General features: G+C 69.3%; 14 protein-coding genes and 3 tRNA genes. 4 read left to right on the top strand and 13 right to left on the bottom strand.

Features of this window, described 5'->3' with window-relative positions:
- Positions 1-107: 107 nt before the first annotated feature.
- From NX02_RS17195 to aroA, 13 genes are all read right to left on the bottom strand, one after another.
- A complete protein-coding gene (locus NX02_RS17195; protein ID WP_425424045.1) occupies positions 108-641 on the bottom strand; it encodes an AAA family ATPase in 534 nt (177 codons plus the stop codon).
- Between the two features lie 80 nt (positions 642-721).
- Positions 722-2068 carry a DEAD/DEAH box helicase gene (locus tag NX02_RS17190; protein WP_025293443.1) on the bottom strand — a complete coding sequence of 449 codons (1347 nt, stop codon included), beginning with the start codon at positions 2066-2068 and terminating at the stop codon, positions 722-724.
- 255 nt (positions 2069-2323) lie between these two features.
- Complete coding sequence (locus NX02_RS17185; RefSeq protein WP_039996652.1) at positions 2324-3106, bottom strand: sulfite exporter TauE/SafE family protein; 783 nt, start codon at positions 3104-3106, stop codon at positions 2324-2326.
- Positions 3107-3430: 324 nt separating this feature from the next.
- Positions 3431-3517, bottom strand: a tRNA-Leu gene (locus NX02_RS17180).
- A gap of 42 nt (positions 3518-3559) precedes the next feature.
- Positions 3560-3838 (bottom strand): integration host factor subunit beta, encoded by a 279-nt coding sequence (locus NX02_RS17175; RefSeq protein ID WP_025293441.1) that lies wholly within the window; start codon positions 3836-3838, stop codon positions 3560-3562.
- Between the two features lie 297 nt (positions 3839-4135).
- A complete protein-coding gene (gene rpsA, locus NX02_RS17170) occupies positions 4136-5851 on the bottom strand; it encodes a 30S ribosomal protein S1 (RefSeq protein WP_025293440.1) in 1716 nt (571 codons plus the stop codon).
- A 333-nt stretch (positions 5852-6184) separates the two neighbouring features.
- A complete protein-coding gene (locus NX02_RS32545) occupies positions 6185-6370 on the bottom strand; it encodes an SET domain-containing protein (RefSeq protein ID WP_158014056.1) in 186 nt (61 codons plus the stop codon).
- Positions 6371-6405: 35 nt separating this feature from the next.
- Positions 6406-7578: a glycosyltransferase gene (locus NX02_RS17165; RefSeq protein WP_025293439.1), complete on the bottom strand. Its 1173-nt coding sequence runs from the start codon at positions 7576-7578 to the stop codon at positions 6406-6408.
- Between the two features lie 23 nt (positions 7579-7601).
- Positions 7602-8162: a DUF2141 domain-containing protein gene (locus NX02_RS17160; RefSeq protein ID WP_025293438.1), complete on the bottom strand. Its 561-nt coding sequence runs from the start codon at positions 8160-8162 to the stop codon at positions 7602-7604.
- On the bottom strand, positions 8159-9082 hold the full coding sequence (locus tag NX02_RS17155; protein ID WP_025293437.1) for a hypothetical protein: 924 nt from the start codon (positions 9080-9082) through the stop codon (positions 8159-8161). Before NX02_RS17155 ends, NX02_RS17160 begins: the two co-directional genes overlap by 4 nt.
- Complete coding sequence (locus NX02_RS17150) at positions 9079-9894, bottom strand: glycosyltransferase family 2 protein (protein WP_025293436.1); 816 nt, start codon at positions 9892-9894, stop codon at positions 9079-9081. Before NX02_RS17150 ends, NX02_RS17155 begins: the two co-directional genes overlap by 4 nt.
- 171 nt (positions 9895-10065) lie before the next feature.
- Positions 10066-10689 (bottom strand): (d)CMP kinase, encoded by a 624-nt coding sequence (gene cmk / locus NX02_RS17145; RefSeq protein WP_025293435.1) that lies wholly within the window; start codon positions 10687-10689, stop codon positions 10066-10068.
- Positions 10686-12146, bottom strand: coding sequence for a 3-phosphoshikimate 1-carboxyvinyltransferase (gene aroA / locus NX02_RS17140; protein ID WP_084717857.1), 1461 nt, complete (start codon positions 12144-12146; stop codon positions 10686-10688). The genes cmk and aroA overlap by 4 nt, the downstream gene beginning before the upstream one ends.
- 37 nt (positions 12147-12183) lie before the next feature.
- Here aroA and NX02_RS17135 point away from each other — a divergent pair, with 37 nt between their 5' ends.
- The 4 genes from NX02_RS17135 to NX02_RS17120 all read left to right on the top strand — a co-directional run bounded on the left by NX02_RS17135 (position 12184) and on the right by NX02_RS17120 (position 14772).
- Complete coding sequence (locus tag NX02_RS17135; RefSeq protein WP_025293433.1) at positions 12184-12498, top strand: FYDLN acid domain-containing protein; 315 nt, start codon at positions 12184-12186, stop codon at positions 12496-12498.
- 47 nt (positions 12499-12545) lie between these two features.
- Positions 12546-12621 (top strand) — tRNA-Ala (locus NX02_RS17130).
- Between the two features lie 57 nt (positions 12622-12678).
- Positions 12679-12754: transfer RNA gene (locus tag NX02_RS17125), tRNA-Ala, on the top strand.
- Positions 12755-12879: 125 nt separating this feature from the next.
- Positions 12880-14772: a patatin-like phospholipase family protein gene (locus NX02_RS17120; protein WP_025293432.1), complete on the top strand. Its 1893-nt coding sequence runs from the start codon at positions 12880-12882 to the stop codon at positions 14770-14772.
- Positions 14773-14907: the final 135 nt, after the last annotated feature.

Below are 14907 nucleotides of genomic sequence, written 5' to 3'. Positions count from 1 at the left end.
CTCCCCATAGGGCCGTCCCTTATTTCACTGTCTCAATCTAGGGGGGGCACTCCACTCCAGCACTCCAGTTGTGTCCCCGAAATTCCGTGTCCTCAAAACTCCCAGGCTCAGGGCTGCGCCAGCGCCCGGTCGATCTCGCCGCGTACGAACGTCACCCGGTCCGCGACGGGGGCGAGCGGCAGGGGGAGGATGTGGTAGCCGGCGGTTTCGTAGGCGGTGACCATGGCGGCGGCGGTCGCCTCGGCTTCGGCGGTGGACTGGCGGCGTTCGGTGTCGGCCGCGTAGATTTCCGGCCAGAAGGGCGCGAGGAAGATGGTGGGGTTGTAGCGATAGAGTGCGGCGGCGCGGTGCATGTGGGGAGGCACGGGCAGGCCGCATAGCGTGAGATAGCCGATCACGTCGGGAACGCCGCGATCGAAGACGACCGGGCCGGCATGCGCCTGCGCCTCGGCGTGCGAGCGCAATTCCCAGCCCAGCATCCGTTCGGCGAAGGCCGCGCGATCGGCCCAGGGCAGCGCGGTGCCGCCGATCGCCTGCTGGTCGCGGATGATCGCGCGGCCGGCCTCCGGCATTGTGGCGAGGCCGGTCTGGGCGAGGGCGGCGATCAGCGTCGATTTGCCCGATCCGGGGCCGCCGGTGATGATGAAGAAGGGGTGGGACGAGGTATCGCTAAAGCCAATCGGCCCGCCCCGGGCATCCCCGGGGCGGGCCGTATCCTGGCTCAGCGTGCGGCGCCGCTGCCGCCGGTCTTGCGGACGGCGCCCTTGTGGGCGCCGACGCCGCCCGGCTTGCGCCGGCCGAACGCGCGCTTGGGGCGGTCGCCGCCGGGGGCGCCGTCACGCCGCGGCTGATCGCCGCGACCGCGCGAGTCCTCGTGGCGGCGCTGCGCGGTGGGCTTGGCCAGCACCGGCTTGGGCAGGCGCGCCTTGGCGATGTCGAAGCCTTCGGGCAGCGGCATCGGCGTGAGCGCGACGCGCGTCAGCCGCTCGATCTGCTTCAGCCACTGCTTCTCCTCGCCGTCGACGAAGCTGATCGCCTTGCCCGTGGCGCCGGCGCGCGCGGTGCGGCCGATGCGGTGGACATACTGCTCCGGCACGTTGGGCAGCTCATAGTTGAACACATGGCTGACGCCCGAGACGTCGATGCCGCGCGCGGCGATGTCGGTCGCGACGAGGATCTTGATCTCGCCCGAACGGAACGCCTGCAGCGCGGTGGTGCGCTGCGGCTGGCTCTTGTTGCCGTGGATCGCGGCGCAGCCGATGCCGGCGGCCTGGAGGTTCTTCACCACCCGGTCCGCGCCATGCTTGGTGCGGGTGAAGACGAGCGCGCGGTCGATCGGCTCGGCCTGCAGCGTCAGCGTCAGCAGCGCCTGCTTCTCCGCCTGGTTGACGAAGGTGACGAACTGGTCGACGCGCTCGGCGGTGGTCGAGGGCGGCACCACCGAGACCTTGACCGGATCGGTCAGGAAGCGGTCACCCAGCTCCGCGATGGTCTTGGGCATCGTCGCCGAGAAGAACAGGCTCTGGCGCTTGGCCGGCAACAGCTTGTCGATCCGCTTCAGCGCATGGATGAAGCCCAGGTCGAGCATCTGGTCCGCCTCGTCGAGCACGAAGATCTCGACATTGGCGAGGCGCAGCGCGCGCTGGTCGATCAGGTCGAGCAGGCGGCCGGGGGTGGCGACGAGGATGTCGACGCCCTGCTGCATCTGCTTGATCTGGCGGCCGATCGGCACGCCGCCGAACACGGTGGCGACGGTCAGCTTGAGCTGGCGGCCATAGTCGCGGAACGATTCTGCGATCTGGCTGGCGAGCTCACGCGTCGGTGACAGCACCAGCATGCGGCAGCCGCCCGGCGGACGGTTGCGGCCGCTGTCGGTCAGGCGCATCAGTGAGGGGAGCGCGAAAGCCGCGGTCTTGCCGGTGCCGGTCTGCGCGATGCCGCACAGGTCGCGACCCTGCAGCAGCGGCGGGATCGCCTGCGCCTGGATCGGCGTCGGCGTGTCATAACCCTTGTTGGTCAGGGCATGAAGGATCGGCTCGGAAAGGCCGAGGTCTGAGAACTTGGTCAACTAAGACCCTTTCGTCATCATGTGCGAAGGGCGGCGCCCATGACGGACGTCGCGCGACGCGGGGTTCGTCGACGACCCGCGTGAAAAGGGAAGCCTGGTGGCGCGCATCGGTTCGGCCGGTCCCGGGCAAGCCGGGCGTTCACGCTGCCGATATGCTATGATGGCCGGAACTGGGGCCATGATGCGCTGCGGCATTTATGGCGGTAAAACCCGCCAAATGCAAGGGGGGACAATGCGGGGGCCGCTAAAAACCGGTCAGAACAGCAGCATCAGCCCTACGACCACGAGCACGGTGGCGAGTAGCGGGCGCAATATGCGCTCATGCGTACGGCCCGCCAGCAGGCTGCCGGCGATGATGCCGGGTACCGAACCCATCAGCAGCGACAGCAGCAGGCCGAAATCGACCGCGCCCAGATACCAGTGGCCGATCCCGCTGATCAACGTCAGCGGCACGGCGTGGGCGATGTCGGTGCCGACGATGCGGTCGATCGGCAGCCGCGGGTAGAGCAGGATCAGCACGGTGGCGCCGATCGCGCCGGCGCCGACCGAGGAGAAGGTGACGGCGGCGCCGATCACCAGGCCGAGCAGGACGGTGAGGGTGGCGACGCTGCGATCACTCAGCCCCGGACCGCCGCGCCGTGCGAGCCGCGCCGCGATCGGCTGGCGCAGCACCAGCGCCGCCGCGGTCAGCACCAGCGTGACGCCGAGGATCGCCTTGAGCAATGTCGCGGTTTCGGGGGAGGGGCCGCCGAGCCGCGAGAGGATGGCGAGGCTGACGAGCGCCGCCGGGAGGCTGCCGGCGCCGAGCAGCGCCACGATCCGCCAGTTCACCGACCCGCGCCAGCCATGCACCGCGCTGCCGACCGACTTGGTTGCGGCGGCATAAAGCAGGTCCGTCCCCACCGCGACCGACGGATGGAAGCCGAACATCAGCACCAGCAGCGGCGTCATCAGCGACCCGCCGCCGACCCCGGTCATGCCGACGAGCAGCCCCACCATCAGGCCGGCGAGCGCGTAGAGCGGCTCGATCGTGGCCATTATCGGCCCGCACCTTGCGCGGGGTGGAAGGGGGCGGCAGTCGTGGGGGCTGGCATCGGGGCTGGTCAGGCGTCTTCTGGTCTGGTCGTCCGGTCAGGCTTGGAGCGCGGTCATGGCGCAAAGCCGGGGCGCTGCCCAGCCGCGGCTTTCGATGGGGGGCGATATAAAAGCTATCAGCGGTCGTGGGGGCTGGGCGGCAGGTGCGTCGCCCCGCCGGCCCGGTACCGAGGCCCTATGGCTCCCGAGGTACGCTGGATATGCGCCCCCCACCCGCGAGCCGAGGATGAAAACCACGCCGCATTCTCCGGTCGGCGCTCAGCGGGCTGGTGCGGACGGCGGGACTCGAACCCGCACTCCCGAACGGGAAACGGATTTTAAGTCCGCTGCGTCTACCGATTTCGCCACGTCCGCCCGCAGCGCAAAAGCCGCATCGCGGGCGCGGCGTCAAGCGGGTCAGACGTTGAGGCGCGCGCGCATGTCCTTGCCGGGCTTGAAATAGGGCACGCGCTTGGCGTCCACATCCACCGACTCGCCCGTTCGCGGGTTGCGGCCGGTGCGCGCATCGCGCGATCGGGTGGAAAAGGCGCCGAAACCGCGCAGTTCGACGCGACCGCCCTCGGCGAGGCGGGCGCTGATCTCGGCGAAGAAGACCGCCACGATCTTCTCGATCTCCCGCAGTGAGAGATCCGGATTTTCTGACGCCAGCATTTGTACGAGCTCTGAACGAATCATAGCGATCCCCTTTCGGCCTGCCTTGATTCGCGACCCAAGCTCCCCGCAGCCTTGTGTGACACGATGGAGCCCCACGCCTCCAAGATAAGCGACCCGCCAAATCCTCGAAGCACGGATATGGCCTGCCCGAACAACCGCTTCCGGTCTGTTTCACGGTGCCGCGGACGGCTTCGAGCATGATGGAAAATTAATCTGGCGCAAGCCGAAAATGAAACGCCGGGCGGCGCTGGCGGCCACCCGGCGTTTCATTCGGTTCGAAATGGATCAAGTGCCGGCCCGAAGGCCGGCAACAGGATGTCAGTTCTTGGTCTGGCGGGCCTTGAGTGCCTCGCCCAGGATGTCGCCCAGCGACGCGCCCGAGTCGGACGAGCCATATTGCGCAACCGCCTGCTTCTCCTCGGCGATCTGCATCGCCTTGACCGAGAAGGTCGGCTTCTTCGACCGATCGAAGCCGGTGACCATCGCGTCGAGCTTCTGGCCGATCTGGAAGCGCTCCGGACGCTGCTCGTCGCGGTCGCGGCCGAGGTCGCCACGCTTGATGAAGCCGTTCACGCCGTCATCACCGACCTGCACGTCGAGGCCGCCATCGTTGATCGCGAGCACGGTGACCGTGACGACCGCGTTCTTGTTGAGGCCCGAGGCGGAGCTGGTGCCGCCGCCGACCGCGGGGGCACCGCGCTCGAGCTGCTTCATGCCCAGCGAGATGCGCTCCTTCTCGACGTCGATGTCGAGAACGACCGCCTGAACGGTCTCGCCCTTGCGGTGCAGATTGAGCGCGTCCTCGCCCGAAACGCCCCACGCGATGTCCGACATGTGGACCATGCCGTCGACGTCGCCGTCCAGGCCGATGAACAGGCCGAACTCGGTGGCGTTCTTGACTTCGCCCTCGACGGTGCTGCCGATCGGGTGACGCTCCGCGAAGCTCTCCCACGGATTGGCCTGCGCCTGCTTGAGGCCCAGCGAGATGCGGCGCTTGTCCTCGTCGACCTCGAGGATGACGACGTCGACTTCCTGGCTGGTCGAGACGATCTTGCCCGGGTGGACGTTCTTCTTGGTCCAGCTCATCTCGGAGACGTGGACCAGGCCCTCGATGCCGGCCTCGAGCTCGACGAACGCGCCATATTCGGTGATGTTCGTCACGCGGCCCGACAGCTTGGCGCCGACCGGATACTTCGCGGCCGCACCTTCCCACGGATCGCTCTCGAGCTGCTTCATGCCGAGCGAGATGCGCTGCGTGTCCTTGTTGATGCGGATGATCTGAACGCGGACGGTGTCGCCGATGTTGATCATCTCGCTCGGGTGGCCGATGCGCTTGTAGCTGAGGTCGGTCACGTGCAACAGGCCGTCGATGCCGCCGAGATCGACGAACGCACCGTAATCGGTGATGTTCTTGACGACGCCCTCGATGATCTGGCCCTCATGCAGCGACTGGATCAGGCCCGAACGCTGCTCGGCGCGGGTCTCTTCCAGAACGGCGCGGCGCGACACGACGATGTTGCCGCGGCGGCGATCCATCTTGAGAATCTGGAAAGGCTGCGGGATGTCCATCAGCGGGGTGACGTCGCGCACCGGGCGGATATCGACCTGGCTGCCGGGCAGGAAGGCGACGGCGCCGTTGAGGTCGACGGTGAAGCCGCCCTTCACGCGGCCGAAGATCACGCCCTCGACGCGCGCGGTCTTGGCGAACTCGGTCTCCAGCTTGTCCCAGGCGGCTTCGCGGCGCGCGCGATCGCGCGACAGCACGGCTTCGCCATGGACGTTCTCGACGCGGTCGACATAGACCTCGACTTCGTCGCCGACGCTGATCTCGGCCTTCTGGCCGGGGGCGGCGAATTCGCGCAGCGGCACGCGGCCTTCGGACTTCAGGCCGACGTCGATGACGGCGAGGTCGTTCTCGATCGCGGTGACGATGCCCTTGACGACCTTGCCTTCGAAGCTGGCGTTCTCGCCGCCGAGGGTCTGGTTGAGCAGCGCCTCGAAATCGTCACGGGTGGGATGTGCCATAGTGGCCATAAAAATCGGATTCCTTACGTTCGTTCGTTTCAGGCCAGTCGGTTGTCTCCGACGGTCTTGGCCAAAACGCCGCGGCGGCCGTTTGCCGGTCACGGCATCCGGCGAAAGGGGTCGGCATCGCGAAAAAGCCGCCTCTCCGCCAAAGCGAAAAGGGCGCGTGGAAGCGCCGGACACGAGCCGGGCCTCGACGCGCCTGCTCAGGGTGGCGACTCACCGCCTGTCCTGATCCGGGGCCTTTCGCGAGCGTCTACCGCCCGCAGGACGGCGCCCACATAGCGATTTGTCCGTCATCCGGCAAGCATTGCCGGGCGGGTCGGCGCGGCTTTCGCGCGCTCAGTCGCGGCAGTTGCGCTGTGCCCAGCGCAGCAGCCGCAGCCAGCGCGGCCCGGGGCCGGCAAGCAATTCCCACCACAATCGAAGCGCTGCCCCACGGGGGCGAAACGAGCGCCGGCGCGGTGCCTTCGCCGGCGGCCGCGGCGCGGCGGCGGACGGCGGTAGCGAAACGGACGCTGTACCCATCGGTTCGATCCTTCCCTCGCCGGCGCGCGGCGCAATCACGCCGCCAGCCTGCGTTCGAGCATCATCGCATAGGAATCGAACAGATCGATGAAATGTTCATCCAGCGTGCGTGCGGCCGCAGCCGCGGCCCCGGTCGCGCGGCGCAGCGTGGCGGGATCGCGGGCGAGCATGCGGCGGATCGCGTCCGCGGCCGCGCGGCGGTCTCCCGTGCGATAGGTCTCGGCATAGGCGGGGTCGGCAAGGTCGTTGGCCGCGCCCTCGTCGGGCAGGATCAACGGCAGGCCCGACGCGCGTGCCTCGGCGGTGACGAGGCCGAAGGTCTCGGCGGCGGAGCCGTGCGCCAGCATGTCCGCGCTCGCCATCAGCCGGGCGAGCAGCGCGCGATCGTGCGTCGGGGCGAGCGCGGTGATATGCGGATTGCCGCCAATCGCCTCAAGCACGCGCTTGCGGTGGATGCCATCGCCCACCAGCACCAGCCCCAGCGGCCTTTCTGCTGCGACCATGGTGCAGGCGTCGATCACCACCGGCCAGCGCTTCTCGGGCGTGTGACGGCCGATCCCGAGCACCAGCGTCGCCTGGCTGTCGAGATTGCAGCGATCGAGCAGCGACGCGCGCAGCGCCTCATCGCGATGCGCGGGCGAGAAGACGCCGCCATCGACGCCCATCGGGATCGTCACGGTGCCGGCGATGCCGCCCGCAGCGAGCCGGCCGGAGAGGCTGGGCGCGGCGCACACCACGATCGGGAAGCGCGCGCACATCCGCCGCAAATAGCGCCAGAACCATTCGAAATGGCGATCGACCTGGTCGCGTGCGACGAAGCCGTCAAACCAGCGATAGGCCCAGGCGGACAGCGGATCATGATGCATGAACAGCGATCGCACCGCCGCACCCTGCCATTCGGCGGCGATCCACGCGCCGCGCCAGGGCGAGGAGGCTTCGAGGATGTCGGGCCGCTCGGCGTCGAGGATCGCGTGGACCGGCCGCGCATCCCAGAACATCGCGTAGCGCCGGTCGAACGGCAGCGGCGGCGACTTGACGGTGACCAGCCGGCAGTCGCCCGGAAATTCGGCGACATGGTCGGCGGGGCCGGGGGCGATCACCACCAGCCGGTGACCCGCCTCTGCCGCCGCCTTCAGCTTGGCGTGGACATAGGTGCGAACCCCGCCGCCCTCGGGCGCGTAGAATTCGCAGACATCGACGATGCGCATGGCTGGGGACCTCCCAATGCTCCTCATCGCGCGCTCGTCCGCTCGGCGCCGGAAAGCGGCCCGAAGCCGAGCCCGCGGCGATAGTTCATCACGATCTGCACCTGTGCCACGCCGGGGCCGACGGTGAGCGCCACCGCCGACGCCACCGGCTTGCGGCGGCCGAGCCGGGGGTTGTTGGAAAAGCCGACGCCGTCGCGCAGGAAGCCGAACTTGCCGTCACCATCGCGGTCGTGCAGCACCGACAGCGCATAGCGGCCGCTGGCGGGCGCGCGGATGCACATCGTCGTGCCGTCCACCGCGGGCACCGGCTGCTCGACGCGCTTGAAGGGCTTGCCGGCGGCGATCAGCACCTTGTCCGGTGCGAGGAAATCCTCGTCGTTGGCGGGGTAGAGTTCCAGCCGGATCGTCCCGTCCCGATCCTTGAGGCCGGAGACGAGGACGCGGACGGCCGGGCCCGACTCGCCGGCGCGGCAGGCGGCGCCGGCCTTCCCGCGCTCGGCCTTGGGCGGAACGACGATCGCGGCGCCGGCGCAGGTCATGGGCGGCAGCGCCAATGCGGCGGCGATGGCAAGACGCCCGATCATGCGCGGGGCTCCCGTTCGAGCAGCCCGGCGACGCCGAGCGCGCCACCGATCAGCAGGTGGCCGGCCAGCATCAGCGCGCCGGTGGTCGCCATCAATGTCGCGACCTCGCTGTCATGGCCGATGAGGAAGATCGCGATCGTCGCGAACAGAAGGTCCTTGCTGGGCAGCAGCGGCAGCCGGGTGACCACCAGCCGCAGCGTCGCCAGCACCAGCCACAGCCCGAGCGGTGCGGCGGGCATCACCACGTGCCACGCGACGCCGAGCGCGGCGGTGGTCAGCGCGAGGCGGGCGAGATGGACGCCGGTGATCCACGCCAATGTCCCGCGCGGCAGCGTGAACAGCCGGCGCGCGAACAGCAGCGGCACCGCCGACAGCGCGATCATCGCGCCGATCGAGACCATCGTCGCCGCGGCATATTGGCCGAGCGCGAGCTGGTTGAGGAAGGGCAAGGCGAAACCGGCGAGCGCCAATGTCGCGAGGTTGGCGGCAAAGGCGGAGAGGATCGCGACATCCTTGATCGCGCCGAACGGTGCCGTCGTCAGCCCGGCATTGCGCCGCGCCCACAGGTAGAAATAGGCCTCGCCCGAATAGGCGAGGAGCATCTCGTTGGAGATGCGCTTGCGCAGCAGCACCGCGAAGCCCGCGGCAGGCAGCCGCCACAACGTGTGGAAGATCAGCCAGTCGGCGACGGGCAGCGCGAAATAAAGCACCGCAATCGCCGCCCAGAACAGGGGCGAGGCGGGCAGGCTGAGATCGCCGAGGTTCGGCCGCGCGGTAACGATCTCGGCGATGACCGCGACCAGCAGCGCCAGCGACACACCCCGCAGCAGCCAGTTCGACCAGGCGGCGCGCCGGGGCATCAGCGCCGGCAGCTCGTCGGCCAGCGGCAGCGCGGGGGGGAGGGCGGCAGCGGTGCTCATGCCGCGGCCCCCGCGTTCGTCCAGCTCTGGTCGCGCAGCACCGTATCGGCCTGGCCGCGGCCGGCGAAGCGGGGGCCCAGCCAGTGATGGAAGAAGTCGGTCTTCCGCGCAAACGGGGTGAAGTGGTAGCGAAGCCGCTCGGCGAGGGTCCAGCGCACCTTGCGGCGATCGGCGCGACGCTCGGACGAGATGCACCACAGGTCCGCGGCATAGGCCTGCCGGCCGCGCTGGAGCACGCGGTGCATCACCTCATGATCCTTAAGGACATAGGGCCAGATCGCCGGATCATAGCTGCCCGCTTCCGCCAGCGCGGCGCTGCGGAATGTCTGCGCGGCGCCGCTGGTGTGGTTCTGCCGCGGCATCAGCCGGGCCGCACCCAGCCGGTGCGCAGCGCGTGCCAGCCGCCGCAGCCGCCCCGGCCGCTCGGGCGCCAGCCAGGCGCAGGCGGCGACGCAGGCGGGGCCGTGCCGGTCGAACAGCCGCATCGCGGCAGAGAGGTAATGCGGCGGATAGAGCGTATCGGCATCGCAGACCGCGACGAATTCGGTCGCGACCTCGCCGAGCCCGCGGCGCAGCGCGTGGACCTGCCCCGGCCGCGGCTCGGAAAGGATCGTGGCGGTCATTCCGGCCGCCTCGATCTGGCGGCGCGCATCCTCGATGCAGCCGTCGGTCGAGCCGTTGTCGACGAGGATCAGCCGGAACGGCGCATCCTGCGCTGCCAATGAGGCAAGCGTTCGCGGCAGATAATCGGCCTCATTGAAGACCGGCAGAACGACTGACCAGCGCATCGCGACGACACTGTCCCCCAACATGTTGCGTCGCAGCCGGCGCTAACGGCGATGTGTGACACTGCCGGGTGGGTGGCGTTGCAGTTTGCGGACGGGACGATGAGGATTTCGGGGCGGCGGTGTGACGGGGTGGTGACGGAGGTGTTTTCCGTAGGAAGGTGGGACTGGTCGCGTGGGTGCGACGGCAGTCTTCGCCTACGCCGCCCGCTTCCTCTCCACCAGATCGATCGCGCGGTGGATCGCAGCGTTGACGTCGAGAAAACTCGTGTCGAGCACCAGCGCGTCGTCGGCCTGGCGCAGCGGTGCGGTGGCGCGCATCATGTCGCGGCGGTCGCGTTCGCGGATGTCGGCGAGGATGCGGTCGAAGCTCATCGTGCTGCCGGCGCGGCTCATTTCGGTGTGGCGGCGGCGGGCGCGGACGGTGGGGGTCGCTTTCACGAACAGCTTCACATCGGCATCGGGGGCGATCACCGTGCCGATATCCCGGCCGTCGAGCACGGCGCCGCCGGGCTGGTTGGCGAAGTCGCGCTGGCGCTGGACCAGCGCCGCGCGCACCAGCGGGTGCGCGGAGACCTTGGAGGCGGCGGCACCGGCCGCCTCGCTGCGCAGCGCCGGATCCGCCAGCAGCGCATCGTCGAACGCGCAGGCGGCGAGTGCCGCCGCCTCGTCGTCGAGATCGCCGCCGGCGGCGAGCAGCGCCTGGCCGACCGCGCGATAGAGCAGGCCGGTGTCGAGATGCGGCAGCGCATAATGTCTGGCGAGCGCGCGCGCGATGGTGCCCTTGCCGCTTGCCGCCGGCCCGTCGACCGCGATGATCATCGCTGCAGGCCGCCGATCAGGTCGAAGAAGCCGGGGAAGCTGGTCGCCACCGGCGCCGCATCGTCGAGGGTGACGGGTGCGCGACAGGCGAGTCCGGCGACCGCCAGCGACATCGCGATGCGGTGGTCGAGCTTCGATGCGACGGTGGTGCCGCCGGGCAGCGGATCGCCGCCGGTGCCGTCGATCACCAGCCCGTCTTCACGCTCTTCCACGCGCGCACCGATCGCCGCCAGCGCCTCGGCCATGGTGGCGATCCTATCCGATTCCTTGACGCGCAGCTCCTCAAGCCCGGTCGTCACCGTGCGCCCTTGCGCGAAGGCGGCGGCGACGAACAGCACCGGGAATTCGTCGACCATGCTCGGCACCACGTCCGGCGGCACCGCGATGCCGGTCAGCACCGAATGGCGCGCGCGGATGTCCGCCACCGGCTCCCCGCCGACGGTGCGCGGGTTGAGCAACGTCACGTCGCCGCCCATTGCGCGCAGCACGTCGAACAGTGCGGCGCGGGTGGGGTTGATGCCGACATTCTCGATCGTCACGTCCGACCCCGGCACGATCAGCGCCGCGACGACGGGGAAGGCGGCGGAGGAGGGATCGCCCGGCACGTCGATCTGCTGCGGGCGCAGGTCCGCCTCGCCGCGGATCGCGATATGGCGCACGCCATCGCCATCCATGTCGACGGTCAGCTCGGCGCCGAAGCCGGCGAGCATGCGCTCGCTATGGTCGCGGGTCGGCACCGGTTCGATCACGCGGGTGATGCCCGGGGTGTTGAGCCCGGCGAGCAGGATCGCCGACTTCACCTGGGCGGAGGCGACGGGCAGGCGATATGCGATCGGCACCGCCGGCGCCGCGCCGCGCAGCATCAGCGGCAGCCGGCCGCCGGGGCTGGCGGTAAAATCGGCGCCCATCAGCCCGAGCGGCTCTATCACGCGGTTCATCGGCCGCTTCGACAGCGACGCGTCTCCGGTGAAGGTGGCGGTGATCGGGTGGCTGGCGACGAGGCCCATCAGCAGCCGCGTCGAGGTGCCCGAATTGCCCATGTCGAGCGCCGTCCGCGGCTGCAGCAGGCTGCCGACGCCGACGCCCGAGACGCGCCAGCGCCCGTCCGCGCCGCGTTCCACCGCGGCGCCCATCGCGCGCATCGCGGCTGCGGTGGCAAGCACATCCTCCCCCTCCAGCAGCCCGTCGATCACGCTTTCGCCGATCGCGAGCGCGGAAAGCATCAGCGAACGGTGCGAGATCGACTTGTCGCCCGGTACCCGGGCGGTGCCGGTGAGTGCGCCGGCACGGGCGATCGTGCGGGGAGAAGGGCCGGTGGCAGAATGGGAGGCTGACAAGGAACGCGGCTTCCTGCTAATTGCTGGCGGTTGCGGGCCGGGCTTTTGACAGTGGCGCCCGGCTATGGCAAGGCGCGCGACGTTTCGCCGACCGGCTAAGGCCGGCCGGCTTTCCGGCATTTGTCGACATCACGTCTACGCAAGGATTGAACGATTCATGGTGAAACCTGAATGGGGCACCAAGCGGACCTGCCCGAAGTGCGGCACCCGCTTCTACGATCTCGGGAAGGACGATCCCGTCAACTGCATCGAGTGCGGCAACCAATGGGAGCCGGAGCCGGTGCTGAAGTCCAAGCAGCCGCTGCCGTTCGACGCGCCCAAGAAGGATGCGAAGGTCGCCGACGACGCGGATCTGGACAATGAGGATCTGGACATCGGCGACGAGGACAGCCCCTCGCCGGACGATGAAGTCGATCTCGGCGGCGACGACGATCTCGGCGTGAACACCGAAGAGGCCGACGACGAAAGTTGAGGCTTGCAGGGCGGTGAAATCTCCACTAGAGGGCACCGCCTGTTCCCGGGGCCGTAGCTCAGCTGGGAGAGCGTCGCAATGGCATTGCGAAGGTCAGGGGTTCGATCCCCCTCGGCTCCACCAACACGAAGTCAGCGGGTGGCCTGCGTTCGCGCGAGGCTGCCCCGCTGAAAAATTCCCGGGGCCGTAGCTCAGCTGGGAGAGCGTCGCAATGGCATTGCGAAGGTCAGGGGTTCGATCCCCCTCGGCTCCACCAATTTAAGAAAGGCCCCGGTTTTCCGGGGCTTTTTTGTTTTGGCGAGGGCGAGTCGCTTTCCCACCGCCCGGCGACACCGAAGCGTCCGATTGGCATGATAGCCTTCGCCGAGCGGAGGAGGATCGATGCGCGCACCGACCAAATATTGCGACCTCGTGATGAAGGGCGGGATCACCAGCGGGCTGGTCTATCCCAGCGCGGTGCTCGAACTCGCGACGGCCTATCGCTTCAAGAATATCGGCGGCACCTCCGCGGGCGCGATCGCGGCGGCGATGGCAGCGGCGGCGGCGCTGGGCGAACGGCGGCTGGTGAATGACGGGCAGGCGGGTTTGCCGGGGATGGGGATGGACGGACTCGCCGCCATCGCGGCCGATCTCGGCCGCCCGGGCTTCATCTATGGGTTGTTTCAGCCGACGCCCGTCGCGCGCGCGGCCTATCGGCTGATCGTGCGGCTGGCGGCCGGGCCTTCCGTCGTGGCGCGCTTCGCGGAGGGGGTGCTGGCGCTGCTGCGGCTGGCGCCGGTCACGATGCTGTTCACGCTGCTGTTGCTGCTGGGCACCGGCTGGCTGGCGGCGGGCGTCCGCGGGACGCTGGCCGCGCTTCTCCCCGCCCTGGTCTGCGCGCTGGCGGCGGGCGCGTGGCGCGCGCTGTGGGTGACGGCGCACGCGGCGGGCGACAATTTCATGGGGCTCTGCTCGGGGCTCGGCGGTCGCGGCGCTGCCCGGCCCGCGCTGACCGAATGGATGCATGACGGGATCCGCGCGCTGGCGGGGCTGGACGATGCGGAAGGGCGACCGGTGACCTTCGGCGATCTGTGGCAGGCGCCGGCCTATGCGGACGAGCCGGAGAGCGCGCGGCGAATCGATTTGGCGATCATCACCACCAACATCTCGCATGCGGAACCGCGGACCCTGCCCTTCGCCAAGGGCGGCTTCTTTTTCCGCGAGGACGAGTTCAGACGGCTGTTTCCCGCGGCGGTGGTCGACTGGATGGTGGCGCACAGCCCTAAGCAGCGGGACGAAGATGGCCATGCCTATCATCACCTGCCCGAGGCGGCGCGGATGCCGATCGTCGTCGCCGCGCGGATGAGCCTCAGCTTCCCGCTGCTGATCAGCGCGATCCCCCTGCACGAGCTGGATGTGGACAAGGCGGGTGCCGCCGCGGCGCACCCGGCGGCGGATGCCGCCGCCGCCGAGGCCCGGGAACGGCCGCGCTTCGCCGAGAGCGTCGATGCGCTGGCTGCGGCCGACCAGATCGAATGCGAGGCTGACGGCGCGGCGACGCTGCCGCTCAGGCGCTGCTGGTTCACCGACGGCGGCGTCAGCAGCAATTTCCCGATCCACCTGTTCGATGCGCCGCTGCCGCGCTGGCCGACCTTTGCGATCGACCTGGTCTATTCGAGCAAGCAGCCGATGCCCGATCCGATCTTCCTGCCCACCCACAACAATGCCGCGATGCGGCCGCGCTATCGGGAGATCACCGGCAAGGGGCCGATCAGCGACCTATCCGGCTTCTTCTTCGGCATCATCGGCACGATGCAGAACTGGCGCGATCTGCTGCAGGGGCGCGCGCCCGGCCACCGTGACCGCATCGTGCGCATCGCGCTGGATGCGGACGAAGGCGGCATGAACCTGGATATGCCGGAGGCGGTGCTCGGTTCCATCGCCGGCAAGGGCAGGGCAGCGGGCGCGCGGCTGATCGCGGACTTCGATTTCGACAATCATTTCTGGATCCGCTACCGCAACGTCGCCTCCGCCGCGGAGCGCTTCACCATCACCTTCGGCGACGCGCTGGCAGGGCCGCTCAATGCCGACAATGCCCGCGCGTTCGAGCGGCTGTGGAGCCGCGACCTGCCGACCGCAGGGCCCTATCGCTTCAGCAAGGCGCAGGCGGACGAGGCGGTGACCCGGCTGGAGCGCATCCGGAACGAGGCGGCGTCTTGGAAGGATGCGGCGGTGGACCTGACCGAAGGCGCGCCGAAGCCGCTGCCGCAACTCAGGGTGGTACCGACGTTTTGAGGGGATTTTAGCCCCTCCCCTTCAGGGGACGGGTTGGGGTGGGGGCGAGCGTAGCGAGCTTCCGCGCAAGCGGAAACAACAGCGCCGCCGGGGGCATTGAGCCCCCGCCGCCGCTCCCCACCCCTTGCCCCTCCC

The sequence above is a fragment of the Sphingomonas sanxanigenens DSM 19645 = NX02 genome (assembly GCF_000512205.2).
Lineage (GTDB): Bacteria > Pseudomonadota > Alphaproteobacteria > Sphingomonadales > Sphingomonadaceae > Sphingomonas_D > Sphingomonas_D sanxanigenens.
This window is presented reverse-complemented; position numbering and strand designations above follow the sequence as displayed.

What these genes read in the sequence shown, in the direction of transcription:
- NX02_RS17155 (WP_025293437.1), bottom strand. Translation starts at nt 9,082, where the DNA reads ATGAGCACCGCTGCCGCCCTCCCCCCCGCGCTGCCGCTGGCCGACGAG.
- cmk (WP_025293435.1), bottom strand. Translation starts at nt 10,689, where the DNA reads ATGATCATCGCGGTCGACGGGCCGGCGGCAAGCGGCAAGGGCACCATC.
- NX02_RS17150 (WP_025293436.1), bottom strand. Translation starts at nt 9,894, where the DNA reads ATGTTGGGGGACAGTGTCGTCGCGATGCGCTGGTCAGTCGTTCTGCCG.
- NX02_RS17175 (WP_025293441.1), bottom strand. Translation starts at nt 3,838, where the DNA reads ATGATTCGTTCAGAGCTCGTACAAATGCTGGCGTCAGAAAATCCGGAT.
- NX02_RS17160 (WP_025293438.1), bottom strand. Translation starts at nt 8,162, where the DNA reads ATGATCGGGCGTCTTGCCATCGCCGCCGCATTGGCGCTGCCGCCCATG.
- NX02_RS17135 (WP_025293433.1), top strand. Translation starts at nt 12,184, where the DNA reads ATGGTGAAACCTGAATGGGGCACCAAGCGGACCTGCCCGAAGTGCGGC.
- NX02_RS17120 (WP_025293432.1), top strand. Translation starts at nt 12,880, where the DNA reads ATGCGCGCACCGACCAAATATTGCGACCTCGTGATGAAGGGCGGGATC.
- NX02_RS17185 (WP_039996652.1), bottom strand. Translation starts at nt 3,106, where the DNA reads ATGGCCACGATCGAGCCGCTCTACGCGCTCGCCGGCCTGATGGTGGGG.
- aroA (WP_084717857.1), bottom strand. Translation starts at nt 12,146, where the DNA reads ATGCCGGAAAGCCGGCCGGCCTTAGCCGGTCGGCGAAACGTCGCGCGC.
- NX02_RS17165 (WP_025293439.1), bottom strand. Translation starts at nt 7,578, where the DNA reads ATGCGCATCGTCGATGTCTGCGAATTCTACGCGCCCGAGGGCGGCGGG.
- rpsA (WP_025293440.1), bottom strand. Translation starts at nt 5,851, where the DNA reads ATGGCCACTATGGCACATCCCACCCGTGACGATTTCGAGGCGCTGCTC.
- NX02_RS32545 (WP_158014056.1), bottom strand. Translation starts at nt 6,370, where the DNA reads ATGGGTACAGCGTCCGTTTCGCTACCGCCGTCCGCCGCCGCGCCGCGG.